Origin of the sequence: Streptomyces sp. SDT5-1 (assembly GCF_052245995.1) — a bacterium.
In the GTDB taxonomy this organism is placed as follows: domain Bacteria; phylum Actinomycetota; class Actinomycetes; order Streptomycetales; family Streptomycetaceae; genus Streptomyces.
Map to the genome: position 1 here is coordinate 4,551,355 of NZ_CM125963.1, position 15,594 is coordinate 4,566,948.

The 15,594-nt window shown below is 71.8% G+C and carries 10 protein-coding genes, 2 tRNA genes and 1 riboswitch; of the genes, 8 read left to right on the forward strand and 4 right to left on the reverse strand.

Features of this window, described 5'->3' with window-relative positions; genetic code table 11:
• Positions 1–193: 193 nt before the first annotated feature.
• The 3 genes from ACTWJ8_RS21010 to ACTWJ8_RS21020 all read left to right on the forward strand — a co-directional run bounded on the left by ACTWJ8_RS21010 (position 194) and on the right by ACTWJ8_RS21020 (position 4,213).
• Positions 194–2,410 (forward strand): DEAD/DEAH box helicase, encoded by a 2,217-nt coding sequence (locus ACTWJ8_RS21010; protein WP_443260003.1) that lies wholly within the window; start codon positions 194–196, stop codon positions 2,408–2,410.
• Positions 2,411–2,543: 133 nt separating this feature from the next.
• On the forward strand, positions 2,544–4,040 hold the full coding sequence (locus ACTWJ8_RS21015) for an amino acid permease (RefSeq protein WP_356389783.1): 1,497 nt from the start codon (positions 2,544–2,546) through the stop codon (positions 4,038–4,040).
• A gap of 100 nt (positions 4,041–4,140) precedes the next feature.
• Positions 4,141–4,213, forward strand: a tRNA-Lys gene (locus tag ACTWJ8_RS21020).
• 67 nt (positions 4,214–4,280) lie between these two features.
• Here the strand turns inward: ACTWJ8_RS21020 and ACTWJ8_RS21025 are convergent.
• Complete coding sequence (locus ACTWJ8_RS21025) at positions 4,281–6,614, reverse strand: LuxR C-terminal-related transcriptional regulator (RefSeq protein WP_443260004.1); 2,334 nt, start codon at positions 6,612–6,614, stop codon at positions 4,281–4,283.
• 233 nt (positions 6,615–6,847) lie between these two features.
• Here ACTWJ8_RS21025 and ACTWJ8_RS21030 point away from each other — a divergent pair, with 233 nt between their 5' ends.
• The 5 genes from ACTWJ8_RS21030 (at position 6,848) to ACTWJ8_RS21050 (ending at position 12,065) form a co-directional block, all read left to right on the forward strand.
• Complete coding sequence (locus ACTWJ8_RS21030; protein ID WP_443260005.1) at positions 6,848–8,071, forward strand: alginate lyase family protein; 1,224 nt, start codon at positions 6,848–6,850, stop codon at positions 8,069–8,071.
• 61 nt (positions 8,072–8,132) lie between these two features.
• A tRNA-Met gene (locus tag ACTWJ8_RS21035) sits at positions 8,133–8,206 on the forward strand.
• Positions 8,207–8,390: 184 nt separating this feature from the next.
• A complete protein-coding gene (locus ACTWJ8_RS21040; protein WP_356389789.1) occupies positions 8,391–9,509 on the forward strand; it encodes a PP2C family protein-serine/threonine phosphatase in 1,119 nt (372 codons plus the stop codon).
• Between the two features lie 265 nt (positions 9,510–9,774).
• Positions 9,775–9,922, forward strand: a riboswitch (cyclic di-AMP (ydaO/yuaA leader).
• Between the two features lie 11 nt (positions 9,923–9,933).
• A complete protein-coding gene (locus ACTWJ8_RS21045) occupies positions 9,934–10,986 on the forward strand; it encodes a M23 family metallopeptidase (protein ID WP_356389791.1) in 1,053 nt (350 codons plus the stop codon).
• Positions 10,987–11,111: 125 nt separating this feature from the next.
• Positions 11,112–12,065 (forward strand): aldo/keto reductase, encoded by a 954-nt coding sequence (locus ACTWJ8_RS21050; protein ID WP_356389793.1) that lies wholly within the window; start codon positions 11,112–11,114, stop codon positions 12,063–12,065.
• Between the two features lie 19 nt (positions 12,066–12,084).
• On the opposite strand, the gene ACTWJ8_RS21055 is transcribed toward ACTWJ8_RS21050, so the two are convergent.
• The 3 genes from ACTWJ8_RS21055 to lhgO form a co-directional block, all read right to left on the reverse strand.
• Positions 12,085–13,416: a PrsW family intramembrane metalloprotease gene (locus ACTWJ8_RS21055; RefSeq protein WP_443260006.1), complete on the reverse strand. Its 1,332-nt coding sequence runs from the start codon at positions 13,414–13,416 to the stop codon at positions 12,085–12,087.
• Positions 13,417–13,489: 73 nt separating this feature from the next.
• Complete coding sequence (trmB, locus tag ACTWJ8_RS21060) at positions 13,490–14,257, reverse strand: tRNA (guanosine(46)-N7)-methyltransferase TrmB (protein ID WP_443260007.1); 768 nt, start codon at positions 14,255–14,257, stop codon at positions 13,490–13,492.
• Positions 14,258–14,337: 80 nt separating this feature from the next.
• On the reverse strand, positions 14,338–15,570 hold the full coding sequence (gene lhgO, locus ACTWJ8_RS21065; protein WP_443260008.1) for an L-2-hydroxyglutarate oxidase: 1,233 nt from the start codon (positions 15,568–15,570) through the stop codon (positions 14,338–14,340).
• Between the last annotated feature and the right edge of the window lie 24 nt (positions 15,571–15,594).

Consider the following 15,594-nt stretch of genomic DNA (forward strand, 5'->3'; position numbering starts at 1 on the left):
CTTCGGGGGGTGGGGGGTGCGTATGGTGGTAGATCGTTTGATCCCATTTGCCCGGCGCCGCTGAAGACGAGCGCCACGTGGCGCGTACTCTCCCTTGCCGTGGCTGGACCGCATTGAGGCGGTCGATTTGCTGAATTGCGAATACACGGAGTTGCGGGCGCGTGCCGAGACTCCGGAAGGTTTCGCATTTCGCATGTCCATTTCCACTGAAAACCTCGCCGACCAGGCTGCCGACAACGTCGAGAACCTCGAGAACGACGCGGTCGACACCGTCGACGTCATCGAGGACGACGAGCCCACCGTCACGTTCGCCGACCTCGGTCTCCCCGAGCCGGTCGTGCGCAAGCTCGCGCAGAACGGTGTGACCACCCCGTTCCCGATCCAGGCCGCGACCATCCCGGACGCCCTGGCCGGCAAGGACATCCTCGGCCGCGGCCGCACCGGCTCCGGCAAGACCCTCTCGTTCGGCCTGCCGACGCTCGCGCGTCTGGCCGGTGGCCGCAGCGAGAAGCACAAGCCGCGCGCCGTCATCCTCACCCCGACCCGTGAGCTCGCGATGCAGGTCGCGGACGCCCTCCAGCCGTACGGCGACCAGGTCGGCCTCAAGATGAAGGTCGTCTGCGGCGGTACGTCGATGGGCAACCAGATCTACGCCCTGGAGCGCGGCGTCGACATCCTCGTCGCCACCCCGGGCCGACTGCGCGACCTCATCAACCGCGGCGCCTGCGACCTGAGCAACATCGAGGTCGCCGTCCTCGACGAGGCCGACCAGATGTCCGACCTGGGCTTCCTGCCCGAGGTCACCGAGATCCTCGACCAGGTCCCGGCCGGCGGCCAGCGGATGCTCTTCTCCGCCACCATGGAGAACGAGATCAAGACGCTCGTCACCCGCTACCTGAACGACCCGGTCAGCCACGAGGTCGACAGCGCGCAGGGCAACGTCACGACGATGTCCCACCACATCCTCATCGTGAAGCCCAAGGACAAGGCGCCGGTGACCGCCGCGATCGCCTCCCGCAAGGGCCGCACGATCATCTTCGTCCGCACCCAGCTGGGCGCCGACCGCATCGCCGAGCAGCTCCGCGACGCCGGCGTGCAGGCCGACGCGCTGCACGGCGGCATGACGCAGGGCGCGCGCACCCGGGTCCTCGAGGACTTCAAGAAGGGCTACGTCAACTCCCTCGTCGCCACCGACGTCGCCGCCCGCGGCATCCACGTCGACGACATCGACCTGGTCCTGAACGTGGACCCGGCCGGCGACCACAAGGACTACCTGCACCGCGCGGGCCGCACCGCGCGTGCCGGCCGCACCGGCACGGTCGTCTCGCTCTCGCTGCCGCACCAGCGCCGCCAGATCTTCCGCCTCATGGAGGACGCGGGCGTCGACGCCGGGCGTCACATCATCCAGGGCGGCGCCGCGTTCGACCCCGAGGTCGCCGAGATCACCGGCGCCCGGTCCATGACCGAGGTGCAGGCCGAGTCCGCGGGCAACGCCGCGCAGCAGGCCGAGCGCGAGGTCACCGAGCTGACCAAGCAGCTCGAGCGGGCCACCCGCCGCGCCACCGAGCTGCGCGAGGAGGCCGACCGCCTCACCGCTCGCGCCGCCCGTGACCGCGGCGAGGACGAGGAGGGTGTCGCCGCCGCCGTCACCGCCGCGCAGGAGGCCGCCGCCGAGCAGGCCGCCCAGGCCGCCGCTGCCGCCGAGGAGGCGCAGCGCCAGGAGCGCGCCGAGCGTTCCTCCTCGTACGAGCCGCGTCAGCGCCGCGACGAGCGGGGCAACTACGAGCGCCGCGACCGCCGCGACGACCGGGGCGGGGACCGTGGCGGCTTCCGCCGCGACAACGACCGTGGTGGCCGTTCCTTCGAGCGTCGCGACAACGACCGTGGTGGCTTCCGCCGGGACAACGACCGTCGTGACGACCGTGGCGGCCGTTCCTTCGAGCGCCGTGACGACCGGGGCGGGGACCGTGGTGGCTTCCGCCGGGACAACGACCGTCGTGACGACCGTGGCGGCCGTTCCTTCGAGCGTCGCGACGACCGGGGTGGCGACCGTGGTGGCTTCCGCCGGGACAACGACCGCGGTGGCCGTTCCTTCGAGCGCCGTGACGACCGGGGTGGCGACCGCGGCGGTTTCCGCCGGGACAACGACCGCGGTGGCTTCCGCCGTGACAACGACCGTGGCGGCCGTTCCTTCGAGCGCCGCGACGACCACCGCGGCGGCGACCGTGGCGGCTTCCGCCGTGACGACCGTCCCTCCGGCCACCGGGGCAGCGACCGCCCGTTCAACCGCGACCGCCGCGACGACCGCCCCTCCGGCGGCCACCGTCCCTACGGCCGCCGCGACGACCACCGCGGCACCGGCTCCTTCGGCCGCCGCGACGAGAAGCCGCGCTGGAAGCGCAACGGCTGACCGTCCCTGAAGCGCCTGGGCCGTGGCCCCACTCCCGTACGGGAGTGGGGCCACGGCCTTTTCCGTACCGGACACCGGAGTTGGGCCTTGATCGGCCGCATGCGGCGCCCCCGGCGCGGGAATCGCTGGGGGCATGACAAGTGATGCCAGCAGAGCCACTGACGCGCAGCAGTCGGCCGTGGCCGCGGGCTCCGACGAGGAGCGCCTCGCCCAGCTCGGCTACACGCAGGTCCTCGCCCGACGCATGTCGGCCTTCTCCAACTACGCCGTCTCCTTCACGATCATCTCGGTCCTGTCCGGCTGCCTGACGCTGTATCTGTTCGGCATGAACACGGGCGGCCCGGTCCTGATCACCTGGGGCTGGGTCGGCGTCGGCCTGATGACGCTCTTCGTGGGCCTGGCGATGGCCGAGATCTGCTCGGCGTATCCGACGTCGGCGGGGCTGTACTTCTGGGCGCACCGGCTCGCTCCGGAGCGGAGCGCGGCGGCGTGGGCCTGGTTCACCGGATGGTTCAACGTCCTCGGTCAGGTCGCCGTGACCGCCGGTATCGACTTCGGTGCGGCATCCTTCCTGGGGGCGTATCTGAACCTCCAGTTCGGCTTCGAGGTGACGCCGGGGCGCACGATCCTGCTGTTCGCCGGGATCCTGCTGCTGCACGGGCTCCTCAACACCTTCGGCGTACGGATCGTCGCCTTCCTGAACAGCGTCAGCGTGTGGTGGCACGTGCTGGGTGTCGCGGTGATCGTGGGCGCGCTGGCGTTCGTGCCGGACCACCATCAGTCGGCGTCCTTCGTCTTCGGCGAGTTCGTCAACAACACCGGCTGGGGCAGCGCCCTGTACGTCGTCCTCATCGGACTGCTGATGGCGCAGTACACCTTCACGGGGTACGACGCGTCGGCGCACATGACGGAGGAGACGCACGACGCGTCCACGGCGGGCCCGAAGGGCATCGTGCGCTCGATCTGGACGTCGTGGATCGCCGGGTTCGTCCTCCTCCTCGGCTTCACCTTCGCCATCCGCTCGTACGACGGCGCCCTGAACTCGCCCACCGGCGCCCCGCCCGCGCAGATCCTCCTCGACGCGCTCGGTGCGACGGCGGGGAAGCTGCTGCTCCTGGTGGTGATCGGGGCCCAGCTGTTCTGCGGGATGGCGTCGGTGACGGCGAACTCCCGCATGATCTACGCGTTCTCGCGCGACGGGGCGCTGCCGTTCTCGCGCGTGTGGCACACGGTCAGCCCGCGCACCCGGACGCCGGTCGCGGCGGTGTGGCTCGCGGCGGCGGGCGCGCTGGTGCTCGGCCTGCCGTACCTGATCAATGTCACGGCGTACGCGGCCGTGACGTCGATCGCCGTGATCGGCCTGTACATCGCGTACGTGATCCCGACGCTGCTGCGACTCCGCAAGGGGGACGCGTTCGAGCGGGGGCCGTGGCACCTGGGCCGCTGGTCGACGGCGATCGGTGTGGTGGCCGTGGCCTGGGTCGGCGTCATCACGATCCTGTTCATGCTGCCGCAGGTCTCCCCGGTCACCTGGGAGACCTTCAACTACGCCCCGATCGCGGTCCTGGTGGTCCTCGGTTTCGCGGGCACGTGGTGGGGGGTGTCGGCCCGGCACTGGTTCCTGCGCTGACGCTCCGCCCGGCGCGCGGGACCCGGTATGCCGATACCCGATCGGCCTCCCGCCCTCCTCGGGCTATGCTCGGGGGTGCGTCGGCCCCCGGCCGGCGTGTGGACCCTTAGCTCAATTGGCAGAGCAGTGGACTTTTAATCCATTGGTTGTGGGTTCGAGTCCCACAGGGTCTACGGGAGACGGGCGGTGCCCGGACCGGCTGATGGTCGGTTCGGGCACCGCCTTTTTGTGTGTGCGGCCTCAGCCCAGGTCCGGCTGTGGGGCCTCGCCGATCAGGCTGGCGATCTGGGCGCGGGAGGAGAAGCCGAGTTTGGTCAGGATGTGTTCGACGTGGGCGTCGGCGGTGCGCTTGGAGATGACGAGGCGTTGGGCGATCTCTCGGTTGGAGAGGCCCTCGGCGACCAGTGCGGCGACCTCGCGTTCCCGGCGGGTGAGGACGCCGAGGGGGGTGACCTGTTCGTCGGGTTCGGTGACGGGGGCGGGGGGTTCGTCGCCGGTGGCGCGGGCCACGATCTGGTCGACCGTGGCGGTGGCGCCCGCCCGGTGCGCGGACTCGTACGCGGTGGGACCGAGGGTCGCGCGGGCCCGTTCCTCGGCGGCGTACTGGAGCTCCTGGAGCATGGGCACGCCGAACATGGGGGCGGCGCCGCACCTGCGGTAGAGGCCGGAGGCCGCGCCGAGCAGCCAGGCCGCGCGGCCGCACTGGGCGGGGTCATCGGCGGCGATCCACGCCAGCGGTTCCAGGCAGTACGCGATGCAGAGGTGGTCCTCGAGGTCGTACTTGCAGCGGGCCCCGATCCGGGCGAGCCGGGCGCACTCCTCGCGCTCGCCCGTGAGCCACAGCGCGACCGCCTTGTGGCCCGCGGCCCAGCCCCGGTTCCAGCGTTCCTCCGGGCCCGCGAGGGACAGCGTGATGTCGCAACTGGCGCAGGCGGCCTCGGGGTCGCCGAGCACCATGTGCAGGAAGGCCAGGTGGTAGGCGTACATGAGGATGCCGGTCGTGTCGCCGAGTTCGTGCAGCGTCACGTGCGCCTTCTCGTACGGGGCGACCGCGTCCTCTGGCCGCCCCGCCGCCATGTGGACGCAGCCGAGGATGGCCAGCGCGTGCGCGTGCAGCCGCTCGTCCCCGAGGCGTACGGCGATGTCGCAGGCCTCGTCCAGCATCAGCGGCAGCCGGGGGGAGTGGTCGCCCTGCACGGCGGCGTACCAGCCCGCGTAGCGCAGGGCCATGGACCGCTCGGCGACCGGTTCGGGCACGAGGTCGAGGCCCTTGTGCAGCCAGTACCGGCCCTCGGAGAGGCGGGCCGAGCAGAACCAGAACGCCCAGAGCGTGGTGGCGAGGGTCAGGCCGGTGTGTGCCTCCTGCGGTGTCGCGTAGGAGAACTCGAGGGCCGCCCGCAGGTTGGCGCGCTCGCGCAGCAGCCGGTGGAAGCGCGGCATCTGCTCGTCGCCCGCCCATTCGGCCTCGAACCAGCGGGCCAGCTCCAGGTAGTGGTCGCGGTGCCGGACGCGTACGGCGTGCCCGTCGGGGTGTTCGGCCAGTCGCTCGGCGCCGTATTCGCGCAGGGTGTCGAGGAGCCGGTATCGGACGCCTGCCGCGTCGTCGGCGCGCAGCACGACGGACTTGTCGACGAGCCCGATGAGCTGCTCGACGATCTCGTCGGCGGGCAGCACGTCGTCGGAGCAGACCTCCTCGACGGACGGCAGGTCGAAGTCGCCCGCGAAGACGGAGAGGCGTGCCCACAGCAGCCGTTCCTGCGGCGAGCACAGGTCGTGGCTCCAGTCGATGGCCGTGCGCAGGGTCTTGTGCCGGGGCAGGGCCACCTTGCTGCCGCCGGTCAGCACCCGGAAGCGGCTGCTGAGCCGGTCCACGATCTGGGTGAGGGAGAGGGCGCGCAGCCGCACCGCCGCGAGCTCGATGGCGAGCGGGATGCCGTCGAGCCGCCGGCACAGGGCGGCGACGGCCTGCCGGTTGTCGTCGTTCAGGACGAACCCGGGGGTCACGGCGGCGGCCCGGTCGGCGAAGAGCCGCATGGCGTCGGTGTCGGTCCGCGGTCCGTCGGGATTGTCCGCGGCGGCGGGCACGGTGAGCGGTGCGATGGGGAAGGTGTGCTCGCCGGGTACGTCGAGGGGTTCGCGGCTGGTCGCCAGGATCCGTACGGCGGGGGCGCTGCGCAGCAGGATGTCGGCGAGCATGCCGCAGGCGTCCACGATGTGTTCGCAGGTGTCGAGGACGAGCAGGAGCTCGCGGCTCTCCAGGTGGTCCACGAGCGCGTCGAGCTGTGAGCGGTTCTCCTGCTCGGGGAGGCCGAGCGCGGTGGAGACGGAGTGGGCCAGCAGGTCGGGGTCGGTGAGCGAGGAGAGGGCCACCATGCAGACGCCGTCGGGCAGTTCCGGGGCGAGGCGGGCGGCGACGCGCTGTGCGGTTCTGGTCTTTCCTACGCCGCCGGGGCCGAGGAAGGTCACGAGGCGTGCCCGGCCCAGGAGTTGGGTGGCGGTCGCGACCTCCTCGGTGCGGCCGACGAAGCTCGTCACCTCGACCGGCAGGTCACCGGGGCGTCGATCGGCCTTCACTGCGATCGCCTCTTCCCGGTGAGGAGGTCGTACGGGAGGTGCAGCACCGTAGTCCGGGCGGCGCGGCGCCGACCCCCGTAGTCCGAAAGCGTCCGAAAGAGTCGGGAAGAGTCGGGAAGAGTCCGAAGACGGCGGCAGAAGCCGACCGGCCGGTCGCACACGACCGGCGCAACAGATACTGCGCCGTCCTCACGGAGGCGTCAGGCTGCCAGTGATCCGACCGGAGGTGTTGCATGGCAGCGGGCGTACTGGTGCGACGCGTGGTTCCGGGGGCCCTGATCCCCCTGCTGATGATGGCCGCGACGGCCTGCGGCGCGTCCGCGGGGAGCGAGGCCGCCGTGGCGGCGAAGCCCGAACACCGGGCCGCCGACGGCGCGTTCGCCCATCCCGGCGTCCTGGTCGGCAAGGACCAGCTGGCGGCAGCCCGGGAGCACGTGCGGCGCAAGCAGGAGCCGTGGATCTCCGCGTACCGTGAGATGAGCCGCAGCAAGTACGCCGACCTCGACTACGAGGCGAAGCCGTACGCGACCGTGCGGTGCCCCTTCGACGCGGAGGCCGGGCAGGGCTGTGTCGAGGAGCGCGAGGACGCCATTGCCGCGTACACGCAGGCCCTGCTCTGGAACATCACCCGCGACCGGGCGCACGCCGCGAAGGCCGTCGAGATCATGAACGCCTGGTCGGACAAGGTCACCGGGCACACCGCCGACAACGCGGGGCTCCAGGCCGCCTGGGCCGGAGCGTCCTGGGCGAAGGCCGGCGAGCTGATGCAGTACACGTACGAGGACTGGCCGGACGGGCAGGAGCTGAAGTTCCAGCGGATGCTGCGCGAGGCGTACCTGCCCGAAGTGCGCGGCGGCTCCGCCGATTTCAACGGCAACTGGGACCTGGTGATGGCCGACGCCACCATGAGCATGGGCGTCTACCTCAACGACAGGTCCGCTTTCGACCAGGCCGTCGGGCACTTCCGCGCCCGCGTCCCCGCGTACTTCTATCTGGCGTCGGACGGGCCGCTGCCGGTGAGGCCGAAGGGCAGCGGCATCGACACCCCGGCGGAACTGCGCACGTACTGGTTCGGGCAGAAGACCTTCAAGGACGGGCTCTCCCAGGAGACATGCCGCAACTTCAAGCACGCCAGCTACTCCCTGGCCGCGACGTCCCACATGGCCGAGACCGCGTGGCACCAGGGCGTCGACCTGTACGGCGAGGTGAAGGACCGGCTCGCCGCGGCGCTCGAACTGCACTCCAAGTACCAGCTCGGCGCGAAGGCCCCGGCGTGGCTGTGCGGCGGGAAGGTGCAGCGCGACATGGGTCCCGACACGGAGGTGGGGCTCCAGCACCTCCAGGGGCGGCTGCGGATGGACCTCCCGCAGACCGAGCGGCTCACCCGCAAGGAGCGTCCGGAGGGGACGGACGACCTGTTCGTGGCGTGGGAGACGCTGACGCACGCCGCCGCGTGAGCCGTCGCGCGCAAGCGATTCGCGTTCACTCCCCCTGATGGCGTACTGTTGTTTTCACCGACGCGGGGTGGAGCAGCTCGGTAGCTCGCTGGGCTCATAACCCAGAGGTCGCAGGTTCAAATCCTGTCCCCGCTACTGAAGGCCGAGGCCGGAATCTCATCGAGATTCCGGCCTCGGTGCTTTTCCGGCGCTGTGGCGCCGATGTTGCGCCCGTCACGTTCCCCACCCGTACGGCCCACCCCTGCTCGCCGCGGCGTCCCCGTGCGGGAACTCTTGGTGAGACGCCGGAAGCGGGCAGGGACGCGGCAGGAGACGACTGGTGGGGCAGCGAGAAGGAGGCAGAGGGGGGAGACGGGGGCGGCGCGAGGCCGAGGCGGCCCCCACCCGGATCTTCGTCCGGCTGCTGCCCTTGCTGCTCGTGATCGGCGGCGCGGTCTACGAGTACTTCACGCCCGCCGGTTACTCCGGCGCCCCGCTGTTCAGCGCGGCCCCGCTGGTGGCCGCCCCGTTCTTCTCGCTCTGCACGACGATCCTGACCGGCGCGGTGTCGATCGGCGCGATCGTCGCGGTGCATCTGTACTTCTGGACCAACATGGGGGTCGCGTTCGTCACCGAGATCGTCACCGTGGCCACCGTCTGCCTGCTGGCCTGTCTGCTCAACCGGATCGTGCGGCGCAGCTACGAGCAGCTGGCCTCCGCCCGCGAGATCGCGCAGGCGGCCCAGCTCGCGGTGCTGCCCGAACCGCCCCGGCGGATCGGCGGGTTCGTGGTCGCGGCGCGCTACGAGGCGGCGCAGGCCGACGCGTTCATCGGCGGTGATCTGTACGCGGTCCAGGACACCCCGCACGGCATCCGGATCATCGTCGGCGACGTACGGGGCAAGGGCATGGGCGCGGTCGCCGCGGTCGCGGTGGTGATCGGAGCGTTCCGGGAGGCCGCCGAGCAGGAGGGCTCGCTGGAGGCGGTCGCACAGCGCCTCGAGCGGGCGCTGGCCAGGGAGGGCGGCCGGCGCAGGGGCATCGACGACTTCGAGGGCTTCACGACCGCGGTGCTGGCCGAGATCCCGCACGGCACCGAGCGGGTACGGGTCCTCAACCGCGGTCATCCGGCGCCGCTGCTGCTGCTCGGCGACGGCACCGTGCGCGAGCTGTACCCGTGTCAGGAGGCGCTGCCGCTCGGCATGAGCGAGCTCGGCAGCTGGCCCGACCGGGGGATCGAGGCGGAGTTCCCGTCCGCGGCGACGCTGCTGCTCTACACCGACGGGCTCTCGGAGGCGCGGGACCCGGGCGGCCGCTTCTACGATCCGGCGGACCGGCTGTCGGGGCGGCTCTTCCCGGGGCCCGACGAGCTGCTCGGGGCGCTCGTGACGGAGGTGCGGGCGCACACCGGGGGCGGTTCGACGGACGACATGGCGCTGCTCGCCGTTCGGCGTGCCTGACCGTCCATGATCGTTGTTACCAAAGGTAGCCGACCGTAGTCGAACGGCGCCGCTCCGCATAACAATTGACGCACTGTCAGAGGGTTGGGTGAGGCGGATGTGGGAACGACCCCCGTTCAACTCGCCCGGTTATGACCGTTCTTGATCCGATAAGTCCTGGCCAGAGTCGTGAACGATCAGTGGGAAGCGCTTGGAATTACTGTCTGCTGTCTATTAACGTTCGATAACGCAGCGCGGTCGTCCCAGCCGTCACAAGCGACGGCTCCGTGCGCACACGCTCAATCCCGAAAGGGAGCCGGGGAACCACCAACTTGGGGTGAATCGGGCGCTCTTCCTGTCCCAGGAGACGTTCGTAGGAGACCTTCCTGCTCCGAACCCGTCAGCTAACCCGGTAGGCGAGAAGGAAGGAAAGGAGAGCGCCCCCGTGGCGTCGAACCGGCCTGCCCCCGACTTCTTCTACGGCCCCGAAGACGACTTCACCGTCGAGCAGGAGCCCTGGGAGGAGTGGAACCCCACCGAGGAGTCCGTCGCTCCCGTCCGCGGCCGGCACCGGGTGGCCCGCCGCCGCGGCGGATTCGCCCGCAGCTCCACGGTCCTCGGCGTCGGTGTCGTCGCCGCAGTCGGCGCGGGCGGCATCGCCACCGCGCAGGGCGGCAAGCCGCCGGTCCACATCTCCATGCCCGACCTGTCGGCGGTCAAGGACTCGCTGCCCGCGGCGAAGTCGCTGCCGGGCGTGGGCTCGCTGATGTCCGACGGTTCGGACTCCGACTCCGGCTCCGGCGCCACGGCCTCCCCGCTGAGCGGCGCCGGTATCACTCAGGCCGACGCCGCCGAGGGGCAGACCGGCGCCGGAGAGGCGCTGCGCGCCCGCATCATGCAGCAGGCCGAGACGCAGCAGGACGCGGCCGACGCCACCGCGAAGCAGGAGGCCGAGGAGGCCGCGGCCCAGAAGGCCGCCGCCGAGGCCGCCGCCAAGCGGGAGGCCGCCGACGCCAAGGCCGCCGCCGAGAAGAAGAAGGCCGAGGAGGAGGCCCGCCGCAAGGCGGAGGAGGAGCGGCTGCGCAAGCTGGCCGCCAGCTTCAAGCTCCCGGTCGCCTCGTACACGCTCTCCGGCACCTTCGGCCAGCCCGGCTCCATGTGGTCCTCCGGGTACCACACGGGCCTCGACTTCGCGGCCTCCACGGGCACGCCGATCCGCGCCATCCACTCCGGTACGGTCACGGAGGCTGGCTGGGCGGGCGCGTACGGGTACCGCACGGTGCTCACCCTCGACGACGGCACCGAGCTGTGGTTCTGCCACCAGTCCTCGATCAACGTCAGCGCGGGCCAGAAGGTCTCCACCGGCGACGTCATCGGCCGCGTGGGCGCCACGGGCAATGTGACCGGGCCGCACCTCCACCTGGAGGTCCACCCCGACGGCCAGTCCACCGGCGTCGACCCGGCGGCCTGGCTGCGCGAAAAGGGCCTGACCCCCTGAACCGGTGAGCCCCGGCGGCCCTGGCGCTGACCCCCCGACGTCAGGGCTGCCGGTTTGCCCCTTCTTGGCGGGATTTCCGGCGTGATCGCGGAATACCGTATTCCGTACGGGTGTTGGAACAGGGCATGACTTCCTCTCGCTCTCTGCGCAAGCTCGGCACCTCCGACCTCGAGGTCTTCCCGCTCTCCCTCGGGGGCAACGTGTTCGGCTGGACCGCCGACGACGCCACGTCCTTCGAGGTGCTCGACGCGTACGTCGCCGCGGGCGGCAACTTCATCGACACCGCCGACGTGTACTCGGCGTGGGTGGACGGCAACAAGGGCGGCGAGTCGGAGACCGTCATCGGCAAGTGGCTCGCCTCGCGCGGCCGCCGCGACGACCTCGTCATCGCCACCAAGGGCGGCCAGCACCCCGAGTACCAGGGCCTGTCCGCGGCGAACATCAAGGCCGCCGTCGACGCCTCCCTCAAGCGCCTCGGCACCGACCACATCGACCTGTACTACACGCACTACGACCGCCCGGACGTGCCGGTCGAGGAGATCATCGGCGGGCTCGACGCGGTGGTGAAGGCCGGCAAGGTGCGGCACATCGCCGCGTCCAACATCTCCGCCGAGCGTCTCCAGGAGTCCCTCGACTTCTCCGAGCGCGAGGGCCTCGCCCGCTACGTCGCGCTCCAGCCGCACTACAACCTCGTCTCCCGCGACACGTACGAGGGCGCGCTCCAGGACGTCGCCGCCCGCGCGGGCCTCGGGGCCGTGCCGTACTACGCGCTCGCCGCCGGCTTCCTGACTGGCAAGTACCGGCCGGGCGTGACCGTCGACAGCGCGCGGGCCGCCGGTGCGGGCAAGCACCTGGAGACCGAGCGCGGGCGGAACGTCCTGGCGGCGCTCGACGACATCGCCCGCGCCCACGACGCCGAGATCGCCACGGTCGCCCTCGCCTGGCTGGCCGCGCAGCCCACGGTGGCCGCGCCGATCGCCTCCGCGCGGATCGTCGACCAGCTGCCCGCGCTGCTCGCGGTGGCGGACCTGGAGCTGACGCGGGCCGAGCTCGACCGCCTGACGGCCGCCTCCGCCTGAGCCCGCGGGACCGGCCGGTTCAGTACCGGTACGGGTTGTACGGCGTGTACGCGGGGCTGTGGGGCACCACGGGGCCCGCGTACATGGCGGGCAGCCACATCGGCGCCGCGATCTGCGAGCCGTACGCGAGCGCCGGCCGCGCGTAGTCCCGGCGCTCCCACAGCGCGTCGAGCAGCTCCCGCTCCCGTACGACGAAGTCCGCGCCCGCCCTGCCCCTGCGGCCGCGGTGGCGAAGGAGCGCGAGGGACGTCGCGTACGCCTCGTACTCGGCGACGGCGGTGGCGGCCGGCCTGCCGCCGTAGTGCGTGGCGAAGTCGCGGGCCAGGCGCCGCGCCTTCAGCGAGCCCAGTGCGAACGGCTCGGGCGGCGTCAGCCAGCCCGCGGCGACGTAGGCCGGCAGCTCCTGGCGGACCGTGCGCAGCTCGCGCTGGCGCAGATACACCGACAGCCAGGTGACCACGCCGAACACCGGCACCATGAACGCCGCGTACACCGCGAAGAAGCCGTACTCGCCGAACGACGACGAGCCGTTCCAGAACGCGTGCATGCCCATCGCGCCGAGCAGCCCGGCGAGCGGCAGCAGCATCCGGCGCAGCCGGCCGCGGCCCGGGGCCATGGCGGCGGCGATGCCGAAGCCGATGCCGGTGAGCACCGTGAACAAGGGGTGCGCGAACGGGGACATCACGACGCGCACGAAGAACGTGGCCGCGGTGACCGAGGTGAGCCCGGGGCCCGTGCCGGAGAGCTGGTCGGTGCCGAAGGCGTTGCCGAGATAGAGGATGTTCTCGGTGAACGCGAAGCCGGTCGCCGTGACCCCGGCGATCACGACGCCGTCGACGACCCCGGTGAAGTCGCGTCTGCGGAAGAGGAAGACGAGCAGCACGGCCGCCGCCTTCGCGGACTCCTCGACGATCGGGGCTATCACGGTGGCGCCGAGGGTGTCGGCACTGGACGGGTCGGCGGTCGCGGTCTCTATCCACCGCGTCGCGAAACTGTTGGCGACGATCGCTATCAGCGCCGCCGCGCACGCTCCCCAGGCGAACGAGAAGATCAGGTTCCGCCAGGGGCCCGGCTGCACGCGGTCCAGCCAGCGGAACGCGGATATGAGCAGCGGGACGGGCAGCACGGCGAGGCCGAGCCCGACCAGGAAGCCCTCCGTGCCGGTCTGCTCGCGGACCAGCGCCAGGATCACGGCGCCGGACACGGCGAGCAGCGTCGCCAGCGCGGCGGCCCGTACGCCCTTCCGCTCCCACCAGCGGGGATGCGGCACCGCACCGTGCGGGACCGCGCCGCCGGGCTGTGCGCCGACGACGTCGCCCTGGTGGTGCGGACGGACGGGATACGAGGCCACGAATTGACCCTAACGAGGGATGCGGGGCGCCGCGACGGGGCCGCGGTGATCAGGCCCTGGCCCGCCCGTCGGACTACCGGCGGCGGAACAGCAGGTCGTGCACCACGTGGCTCTTGTTCAGGCCCTTGCCCTCGAAACGGGTGAGCGGGCGGAAGTCGGGGCGCGGCGCGTAGCCCCCACCCTCGATCGTGTTCTCGTAGTCGGGGTGCGCGGTCAGGACCTCGAGCATCTGCTCCGCGTAGTCCTCCCAGTCGGTCGCGCAGTGCACGCTCGCGCCCGGCTTCAGCGGCCCGGCCACCAGCGTCAGGAAGTCGGCCTGAATCAGCCGCCGCTTGTTGTGCCGCTTCTTCGGCCAGGGGTCGGGGAAGTAGACGCGCAGCCCGTCGAGGCTGTCGTCCGGGAGCATGTCGCGCAGCAGCACGATCGCGTCCCCGTTCGCCACCCGTACGTTGTCGACGCCGGCCTTGTCCGCCAGGTTCAGCAGATTGCCCTGCCCTGGCGTGTGCACGTCGACGGCGAGGATGCCGGTCGACGGGTCGGCCTGTGCCATCTGCGCCGTGGCCTCGCCCATGCCGAAGCCGATCTCCAGGACGATGCGGTCGACGCCGGGGAACAGCGCCGGGAGGTCGAGCTTCCGCTTCCCGTCGATGTCCAGGCCCCACGTGGGCCACAGCCGCTTCAGGGCATCGGCCTGCGCGTCGGTGACCCGGCCGCGGCGGGGCTGGAAGCTCCGGATGCGGTGCTCGTAGTGCGACTGCGCGGGGTCGGGCCGGGGCCCGTCGGGGAACCGCGGCTCGTTGGGGCGGGCGGTGGGTGCGGGGGTTTCAGGCGACTCAGACACAGTGACCCCGATTTTACGGGCGGCCGGGAGGTGCGGTGCCGGGTGCGGTGTCGGGCCCGGCTGCGGCGCCGGGCCCGGCCTCACAGCTGGGCGAGGACGCGCCCCGCGATCTCCCGCCCGATCGGCAGCGAGGCCGTCGCGGCGGGCGACGGAGCGTTCAGCACATGGACCGCGCGCGGGCCCTCACGTATCAGGAAGTCGTCCACGAGCGTCCCGTCCCGCAGCACCGCCTGCGCCCGCACACCCGCAGCGACCGGCACCATGTCCGCCGCCTCGACCGCGGGCACCAGCCTGCGCACCGCCTCCGTGAACGCCGACTTCGACAGCGAGCGGTGGATCTCGCCCGCCCCGTACCGCCAGTGCCGCCGCGCCATCCGCCAGGCACCCGGCCAGGCCAGCGTGCCGCCGACCTCGCGGGGCCGTACGACACCCCATCCGTAGCCCTCGCGGGCGAGCGCCGGCACCGCGTTCGGCCCCACGTGCACGCCGCCGTCCATGCCGCGCGTCAGATGCACCCCGAGGAACGGGAACGCCGGGTCCGGCACCGGATAGACGAGCCCGCGCACCAGCTCGGGGCGCGAAAGCTCGAAGTACTCGCCGCGGAACGGCACGATCCGCATCTCCGGGTCGTCCCCCGCGAGCCGCGCCACCTCGTCGCAGCGCAGCCCCGCGCAGTTGACCAGCACGCGCCCGCGCACGATGTCCCCCGACCGCGTCCGCACCGCGACGCCGCGCTCGGGGCGGCGGTCGATCTGCACGACATCCGCCCCGTACCGGATCTCCGCCCCCGACGCCTCGGCGAACCGCTCGGCGACCGCGCGGTAGTCCACGATCCCCGTCGTCCCCACGTGGATCGCGGCGAGGCCGCGCACCTCCGGCTCGTACTCCTGGATCTGGGCGGGGCCCAGCTCGCGCACCGGTATCCCGTTCTCCCTGCCGCGCTGCACCAGCGCGTGCAGGCGGGGCAGCTCGTCGCGCTCGGTGGCGACGATCAGCTTTCCGGTGACCTCGTGGTCGATCCCGTACTCCGCGCAGAACTTGACCATCTCGGCGGCGCCGCGCACCGCGAACCGTGCCTTGAGCGAGCCGGGCCGGTAGTAGACCCCGCTGTGGATCACCCCGCTGTTCCGCCCCGTCTGGTGCCGGGCCGGGCCCTCCTCCTTCTCCAGGACGACGACCTTGGTCCCCGGCACCGCCCTCGACACGGCATACGCGGTGGAGAGTCCGACGATCCCCCCGCCGACCACCAGCACGTCCCCGTCCAACGCAGCCGCCCCCACGGGCCTCACCTCCACTCCCGACACACCCAGCATCTTGCCCGACCGCACTGACAATCA